The organism is Pedobacter hiemivivus (genome assembly GCF_005144565.1).
Lineage (GTDB): Bacteria > Bacteroidota > Bacteroidia > Sphingobacteriales > Sphingobacteriaceae > Pedobacter > Pedobacter hiemivivus.
In genome coordinates, this window is sequence record NZ_SWDX01000023.1 from 1 (window position 1) to 7,103 (window position 7,103).

9 protein-coding genes are annotated in these 7,103 nt (G+C 43.5%); 3 read left to right on the forward strand and 6 right to left on the reverse strand.

The genetic code is table 11. The annotated features are described in order from the left end of the window. Positions 1-822: 822 nt before the first annotated feature. Genes FBD94_RS25720 through FBD94_RS25730 form a run of 3 tightly spaced genes read right to left on the reverse strand, consistent with a single transcriptional unit; the run spans position 823 to position 3,934 of the window. Positions 823-1,737, reverse strand: a complete 915-nt coding sequence (locus FBD94_RS25720) for a tyrosine-type recombinase/integrase (RefSeq protein ID WP_136882341.1) — start codon at positions 1,735-1,737, stop codon at positions 823-825. Next, positions 1,724-2,599, reverse strand: a complete 876-nt coding sequence (locus FBD94_RS25725) for a tyrosine-type recombinase/integrase (protein WP_136882342.1) — start codon at positions 2,597-2,599, stop codon at positions 1,724-1,726. The genes FBD94_RS25720 and FBD94_RS25725 overlap by 14 nt, the downstream gene beginning before the upstream one ends. A 30-nt stretch (positions 2,600-2,629) precedes the next feature. Then, the gene (locus FBD94_RS25730) at positions 2,630-3,934 is read right to left on the reverse strand and encodes a hypothetical protein (RefSeq protein ID WP_136882343.1); all 1,305 of its coding nucleotides are present in this window, start codon (positions 3,932-3,934) and stop codon (positions 2,630-2,632) included. A gap of 147 nt (positions 3,935-4,081) precedes the next feature. Here FBD94_RS25730 and FBD94_RS26505 point away from each other — a divergent pair, with 147 nt between their 5' ends. Continuing rightward, complete coding sequence (locus FBD94_RS26505) at positions 4,082-4,210, forward strand: hypothetical protein (protein WP_262711004.1); 129 nt, start codon at positions 4,082-4,084, stop codon at positions 4,208-4,210. A gap of 32 nt (positions 4,211-4,242) precedes the next feature. Here the strand turns inward: FBD94_RS26505 and FBD94_RS25735 are convergent, their stop codons facing one another. After that, on the reverse strand, positions 4,243-4,431 hold the full coding sequence (locus tag FBD94_RS25735; protein WP_136882344.1) for a SymE family type I addiction module toxin: 189 nt from the start codon (positions 4,429-4,431) through the stop codon (positions 4,243-4,245). Between the two features lie 145 nt (positions 4,432-4,576). Here FBD94_RS25735 and FBD94_RS25740 point away from each other — a divergent pair, with 145 nt between their 5' ends. Both FBD94_RS25740 and FBD94_RS25745 read left to right on the forward strand, forming a co-directional pair. Continuing rightward, positions 4,577-4,909, forward strand: coding sequence for a helix-turn-helix domain-containing protein (locus tag FBD94_RS25740; protein ID WP_136882345.1), 333 nt, complete (start codon positions 4,577-4,579; stop codon positions 4,907-4,909). After that, positions 4,899-5,525 (forward strand): hypothetical protein, encoded by a 627-nt coding sequence (locus tag FBD94_RS25745; protein WP_136882346.1) that lies wholly within the window; start codon positions 4,899-4,901, stop codon positions 5,523-5,525. The genes FBD94_RS25740 and FBD94_RS25745 overlap by 11 nt, the downstream gene beginning before the upstream one ends. On the opposite strand, the gene FBD94_RS25750 is transcribed toward FBD94_RS25745, so the two are convergent. Continuing rightward, entirely contained in the window at positions 5,526-6,383 is an 858-nt protein-coding gene (locus FBD94_RS25750) for a leucine-rich repeat domain-containing protein (protein ID WP_136882347.1), read from the reverse strand. Then, on the reverse strand, positions 6,383-7,103 hold a 721-nt coding region (locus tag FBD94_RS26195), incomplete at its 5' end, for an RHS repeat-associated core domain-containing protein (protein ID WP_205945940.1). The genes FBD94_RS25750 and FBD94_RS26195, both read right to left, overlap by 1 nt.

Sequence of the window (7,103 nt, forward strand, 5' to 3'; positions counted from 1 at the left end):
TAATCTAACGCCCTTACGCAACTTTTTTACAGTTCGCCGGATTCGCTGGCAGCGACTTTTCAGCTTTATAAAGAACGTTCCTTTACGGTAAAGTTAGTTTTTTGTTCGGGTTTTACAAGCCTGTTTTCCGATGCTTTTTTTATATTCCCTACGGGACTTTTAGGTTTTTTTAGGCATTGGGTGTTCCAAAGTATACACCAAAAAAGAAAGCCAGAACGCAATGTCTGGCCTTATTTAACGGTATACTTCGTTACACACTGGTTATTTCCTCACAGGTTGCTCCTCAGCAGGGCCTGTTTCCGCTTTCGCCAGTGCCTAAAGTTAAGCCTTTTTGAGGGGTTCATCCAATTGTTTTTACACTTGGTTTTTGCGCCATCCATCCCTCGTACGGATAGAAAGAGCTTTGGTAGGTGCGCAGGGAGCGAGCGGATCTTTCTATTCGGAGGAGGTTGGGCGGGTGCAGTAGCCAGGCTACAGGGCACTACCGTTGTTCCCCCGACCAGGCTGGCACTGAACCAAACCAGCTAAACACATTTATACCATGCTGCCGCAGGCCTCGCCATTGACTGACCGGAGGAAGATGGCGGAGCGGGGGCAGGTCAGGGAGAGCGGCTATTTAATATAATACCCATTATAACGACAGCTTTGGTCGTGTCCCGGGTTTTGAGGGGCTGCTCTTATAATGTGTATTATGTTACTTAGCTTAGGGCCGGTCTTCCCGGCAGAAGGGAGCGTAGCGAGGGAGAGCGGAAGGATAGCAAAGCACAGAGAGAAGCTGAAAGCTGGCTGGGCTTTGATGCCCTGAAGGTGGTGTGAAGGGGGTTATTTCAAGGGGTGATGCTTGTTTAAGGCATCTTTTAAGTCTTCCAGGTTACTGGTCTGGTAACGCTCTGTACTGCTTACATATTTATGGCCGGCCATATACTGGACTGTCCGTAAGTCCTTTTCCTTTAACCATTCCGTAATTACACTCTGGCGGATCTGTGCAGCATTTTTATACTTGGGGTTCAGTTTACGTAAAGCCTGGTTAAAGTGGTATAAGCTGTTTTTGATGTTTTCACAACCGTTCATACTGATGAACAATTGATAGATCTGTTCTGTTACTTTCATCGTTCCAGGCTTTCGCCCTGAACGTTCTTTGCTACGCTCCGACAGGATCTTTGCCCTGGTCACATGGATGTATTCATACAGTTCCATAACCTGGAAGGCTTCCAGTTTCAGGATTCTGCCAGCAGTCTGGCCGGAGGCCGGAACATGCAACTTACCTTCTTTTAATTTAACATGGCCGGCCTCCAGTCTGTGCAGTTCGGCATTACTGAGCCCCTGATAGATCAGCAGGGACAACATGACTTTATTCCGCTGGCTACGCTCATCACTGACCGCATAACTTTCATATAAAGTCTCCAACTCTCCCTTTTCCAGCAAGTCTTTGGGAACCGTTCTTACCGCTCCCTTTAAGCTGATCCCGGCGGCAGGATTATAGTTTATCTTACCTTCTTTCTGCAGCCAGGTAAAGTAATACCTGACCGCCAGCAACATCCGGTTCACCAGATTCACCTGGTGGCCAACCTGCCGCTGATGATCCGCATAATCCAGGATCTCTGAATAGCTCAACTGTTCCGGACTTAAGCTCTCTTCTGCAAGCCAGGCCAGAAAGTAAGCGCTGTATTTACGGTGCTGGTAAACCGTAGCAGGCTTTAAGTCCAACCCTCGCAAGTAATCCTCAAAGCTGCTCATGTATAATATGGGTATAGATCTGTGTGCTTTCCAGGCTGCTGTGGCCTAAGAACCGCTGGATCTGTTCCAGCTTCATACCAGACTGCAACAGGTGCGTAGCAATACTGTGGCGCAAAGTATGCGGCCCGAGGGGCTTATTTATTCCCGAAGCTGAACGTAGTTTCTGCATCCGCTCAAAGGCTGTTCTTAACCTTTTACCATTAACATTTAACAGCAGCGCGTTTTCTTTTCTGCCACTGAGCAGGTACGGCCTGCTGTAGTTCAGGTAATATTCCAGGTCTTTTTTATTACCACCGGTCAGAGGAACAAACCTGGCTTTGTAGCCTTTGCCTCTTTTGACCAGCACCAGTTCCTTTTCCAACAATATATCATCTGTGTTTAAGTTTAAGCCTTCGCTTTTTCTAAGGCCACAACCATAAAACAGTGTCAGCAACGCCCTGTCCCTTAAGCCCAGTACACTTTCTTCGGTAGCTGCATACAGCTTTGTGATCTCTTTTTTACTGAGTATGCCCTTGATGTTGGTAGCCTTCCCTTTGATTTTAACTTTTACCGCAAAGCTCTCTTGCCCGCTCTCGGACAAGTACCGGGCAAACTTACGGATCACCTGAAGGTGTTTGCGGATATAGTTCAGGCTTAAGGTACCTTCTTTGGTTTTACAGGGCTGTTCGCTTAAGTAACCCAGATAGCTTTTCAGATGGTTTTCTGTGATCCCGGTAATACTGTCGCAATCATTTGCTTCCAGGAAACACAGGAACGCCTCCAGCATGATCGGCATGTCCCGCTGGCTGGTGTGCTCAAAGTTCAGGATCCTTAACCATTCCCCGAAGCCGGCGTGTAAACGGATATAGAGTGGGTTTTTCATTTATTATTATTTTCTCTAACTGTACGTTTTTTACTTACTATGGGCTACTGCTTCTTTCTCACTGGCTTTCTGCCTGTTATGTAGCCCATTGGTACTTTGGGCTACTGCCGGGCTACGGACTACTGATTTGATCTGATGTAACATCTCGGCAAGCAACTTATCCGCATTACCTTTTAAGGTTTCCAGGTCATTCCAGCTCTGCACCTTGTATTCGAAGCCTTTATAACGGTTACCCCGGGTGATTTTGATGTAACCCATCCGCTCCAGTTCATACAAATAGCGCTTTAAACTGCTCGGGCTTAACCGGAAAGCACTTCGCACTTCCTTAGCATAAAAAGCCTCTGCTTCCTGTCCCTTTAGCCAGATCTTAAGCCGCTCAAAGAAGGTACGGCAGGCATCGTTCAGTTCATCACTTTTTTTCAGCAGCGTAGTTTCCAGCAGCGTAAAGGCGGCCTCCACATCTTCCAACGTACTTTCTATATACTGTTCTCCCGTATCGGTATCGGTCTTTAACGTCCGCTGGTACTGGTGGTAATACGTGATCGTTTCCGTAAACAGTAATAGCAACAGCATGGTACGCCTCGGCTTAAAGACTTCTTCCGGCAACTGCAGGAAAGTGGCGTAAGGGTTTTTAACGGTAATGGGTTTCAGGATCCGCTGTACGTTCTTGATCTGCTCTTTCAGCTTACGCTGTCCGGATTCATCAACCTGCCCGGCGCTTAGCTTCCTTTGGTATTCCATGATCTTTTTGTCCTGCTCGATGCTATTGTCCATATACAGCAGAATACAGCGGTTAGCATTGTCCTCATACAATTGTTCCCTGGTGGTACAGCCGCTTACACAAACCGGCCCTTCCACATTCAGGGTCACGGTTTTCAGGTTACCCTTATTGTCTTTCAAGGTTACCGTTTTGCTGATCTTTCTTTTGCTTTGCAGCTCTCTTAACGGATAAAGTACACTTTCCGCCCCATCCAGATCCTCGATCAGCAGCAGCTTGTGTTTCAATTCTTCCCTGCCGAAGTAGTAAAAAGCATTGCTGGAGAGCGTAGTGATTTCCAGTTTATCTTCCTCCGGCATCAGCGCTGATACCTTTTCCTGCAGCCAGGTTTTGCCGGTGCCGCTGGCACCCAGGCACATCAGGTGCAAAGGCGTATGCCGTTTGCGGCTCGTATAGGTCAGGTAAGCGATCAGGCTGTTATTTTCTTCCCCGATCAGCCCGCTCTCGGTAATGACTTGTTTGGTGCGTTGTAACAGGTTCGGGGATTTCAGGAAAGAGATCGCTGCTTTACGTTCAGCCTCGCTTAAGGTTCTCTTCTCCGGCTGCTTCGGTTTCATAGATTCCAGACGTTCCGACCTGTAATTTTCCAGTGCGGTGATCAGCCCGTTAATGACCCCTGACAGTTCACTACTACTTACATCCAGCGCCTCGGAGGCCTTTTCGATCAGCTGCTCGCTCTGCACGCTGTTGTACAGATCCAGATTATGTCGGAAAGCGTTAGCAGGCTTGCCGGCAATGATCAGTTTCAGCGTTACTTTCAACCGATCCAGACCGGTCAGTTTAATGCCGCCCAGAACAGTAATGTGGAGCCTGCCATCCATATAGATCAGTAGCTCCACATTATCGGTGATCAGTTTTCCCTTGCTCATTGCGCTACCGGCCTGATCACCAACTCCCCGTAACGCACCACCACTTCAACCATCTGCCCCACACAAAAGCCCTGTTCTTTCAGCCATAAACCGCAAAGTTTCAGTTCCGGAACCACTTTTTGCCCGAAGGTCAAAGCCTGGAATTTAGGCTGTAATTTTAACTGTCTGTTGTTTTTACTCCGCATAAGAAAAAAGTTTTTAAGACCTATCTATCACAAATCTAAAAGATATATCAGACAATACCAAGACTTATCTCACTTTGATATGCTATTTATATCACTTACTTTTGTCTATTGCTACTTTTTAATGCCAGTTTAACTACTTTTTAGTATGACTTTAGGACAACAGATCACTGCTTTACGTAAGAAAAAAAAGTTTTCTCAGGGGGAACTCGGTAAGCTCATGGAAACTTCCGGTGATATTATCGGAAGATATGAAAGAGATGAAGTAAAGCCTTCTATCGAAGTCGTCATCAGAATGGCCGATGTACTGGAGGTATCTTTGGATTACCTGGTTGGAAAAACTACTATGGAACTCGACAATTCTATCCTAAGCCGTATTCAGGAAATACAGAAACTCCCAGCTGACATTAAGGAAAAGCTGTTTTATTTTATTGATATGTCTATTCGGGATTATAAAGCTAAACAAGCTTATGGGCATTAGTCAGGTATCAAAAGAAAAACAATTCTGGAATTGGTTTGAACTTAATAATGCCAAATATTTCTTTCTTAACCAAATCGACGACAATAAGGAGAAGGAGCGATATCTTGATGAATTTCTTAAACAATTACATGAGTACGACAACCATCTATTCTTTGAAATAGGCGGTTATCCAGACGAGACACAAGAGTTAATAATAACTGCAGAAGGTAATTTAGAGTACTTCGAAAAAGTAGAGAAATTAATCAATAGTGCTCCTTACATTAAAAACTGGTCCATAACCGCATTTAAACCAGCTATAAAAGCTGGATTTACGATCAATTACAAAGACATTGAATTGAACCCGAAAGACCTATGGTTCTTCCCACTGGAAAAAAAACAGGCCCCTCAACTTTTAGGATTAAGAATATATCTTGAGAATTACAAACTCTTACAAAGAAAAGATGAACTCCTCAAAGCTGTTTATTTAGTCATAGATTCTTTATTAGGGGAAAAGTCCAGTGCATTGGACATCCAACATGTAGAAGTGGCACAACTACCTGAAGATCCTGAAAAACAAGGTTTATTGAAACTTGATGAACTTCCAAAATACATTCAGTGGAAAAAAAACAATCGATAATCATCTTTTGATTAAACTATTTATTTGCTCACTGGTATGTGAATAATGTTTCTTGTTATTAAAACCTGCATATTTCAACCTTAAACAGGGAGTCAAGTCCCCGTCTACGATTGTAGTGCCAACAAACATAAACCTTTCTAAATCAGTCATACGATTAATAAATGAGAGCGTTTTAATTACGCCACAATCATTATAACCTAACGTCTTAAGCTTCAAAAGCATTTGAACATATTGATGGTTTTGTATTTGTTTACAATGATCGAACATTAACTTATGGAGAGTTCCAGAGCTATTTTCCAAACCTGACAAATACTCTAACTTTGAACAGTAATTTAAACTGACATCCTCCAATTGATTGAAGCCTTTCAGCCACTCCATTGTAGACACAGAGGACTGGGTAATTTCTAATGTTTTTAACCAGTGTGTTTTTGACAAGTCTTCAACTTCATTATTTTTAGGATTATATTTATATAAGGAGACCTGCTCTAATTCAGTACAGTCCTTCAAATTGACTAGAAATCGACTCCAATCTACTTTAAGTTCCTTTAAAAAAGGAAGATTAGAAAAGTCTACTACTCTATTCTTCCCTGAAAGTATCAGGGAAGAGAGGTGCTTAAGATTATAAATCGCTTCAATGTCATTTATATCTTCTGATATTGAAATATGCTTAACAAACGGATAATCGGCTAAGAAATCAACAGTTTTCAACTTATAACCATGCTCTTTTACTAAAGCAATACCATCAAAATCAGACCTCAGATAAAAAGCCATACACTCTTGAATGCGGTCTGACTCAATTATTAATGACTTTTTAACCCCACTATAGACCTTAAATCCATCAATTTCAATTATAGGCATTATATATGTTTAGGTTTAATTTCTGGTTTTGGTAATTCTGGTTTTGGCTTCTCATCCTGCTTCTTGTATTTTGCACCAGGAGAGGCACGTTGATTATAATTATCTCCACTTTTATGTCCTCCCTCATCAGTATTCATCCTGGAATCCTCATCTTTAAATGCTTCCCTATCGTTTGCAGCCGGTGTCCAATCCGTACTTACTAATGGGTCACCCTTCTTATCGGCTTTTTGTTTTCCAGACTCAGCCGCTCTTTTCTCCCCGCCCTTTCCATGATACTTTTTCCCACTTTCATGCTTATTGGTATAAGAGCCCGTCGGTTCAGAAGATTCACTATTGTTGCTTGTCATCTTATCAGCTAACCACATAATTCCAGCAGTAGCTGCACCACCAACAATAATTCCTGCTCCAACAGCCCATCCAACAGGAGCTCCAACAATAGTAGCAGTTCCTCCTGCTGCAACAATTCCCCCTGTAGCTAAAGATGCCGCGAAAATCCCTCCCGCTACTCCTCCTGTAGTAATTGCAGCACCTTTTATTACTGTTTTTGCACTTGGTGGGTCTATATTCGGTATCCGGCCATCAGGGTCTGTGTTTTTAACAGGGTTATTAAAAACATAACTATAAGGCGAAAAGGATTCCTGATCTGCTTCATCAGCACTTGGGTCTACAGTAGTCCAGCGGCCTATTACCGGGTCATAGAAGCGTGCCCCGTAATCTAAC

Coding starts and splice junctions, on each gene's coding strand:
- FBD94_RS25730 (WP_136882343.1), bottom strand. CDS start 3,934: ATGAAACCGAAGCAGCCGGAGAAGAGAACCTTAAGCGAGGCTGAACGT.
- FBD94_RS25740 (WP_136882345.1), top strand. CDS start 4,577: ATGACTTTAGGACAACAGATCACTGCTTTACGTAAGAAAAAAAAGTTT.
- FBD94_RS25720 (WP_136882341.1), bottom strand. CDS start 1,737: ATGAGCAGCTTTGAGGATTACTTGCGAGGGTTGGACTTAAAGCCTGCT.
- FBD94_RS25745 (WP_136882346.1), top strand. CDS start 4,899: ATGGGCATTAGTCAGGTATCAAAAGAAAAACAATTCTGGAATTGGTTT.
- FBD94_RS25725 (WP_136882342.1), bottom strand. CDS start 2,599: ATGAAAAACCCACTCTATATCCGTTTACACGCCGGCTTCGGGGAATGG.
- FBD94_RS25750 (WP_136882347.1), bottom strand. CDS start 6,383: ATGCCTATAATTGAAATTGATGGATTTAAGGTCTATAGTGGGGTTAAA.
- FBD94_RS26505 (WP_262711004.1), top strand. CDS start 4,082: ATGTCGGAAAGCGTTAGCAGGCTTGCCGGCAATGATCAGTTTCAGCGT.
- FBD94_RS25735 (WP_136882344.1), bottom strand. CDS start 4,431: ATGCGGAGTAAAAACAACAGACAGTTAAAATTACAGCCTAAATTCCAG.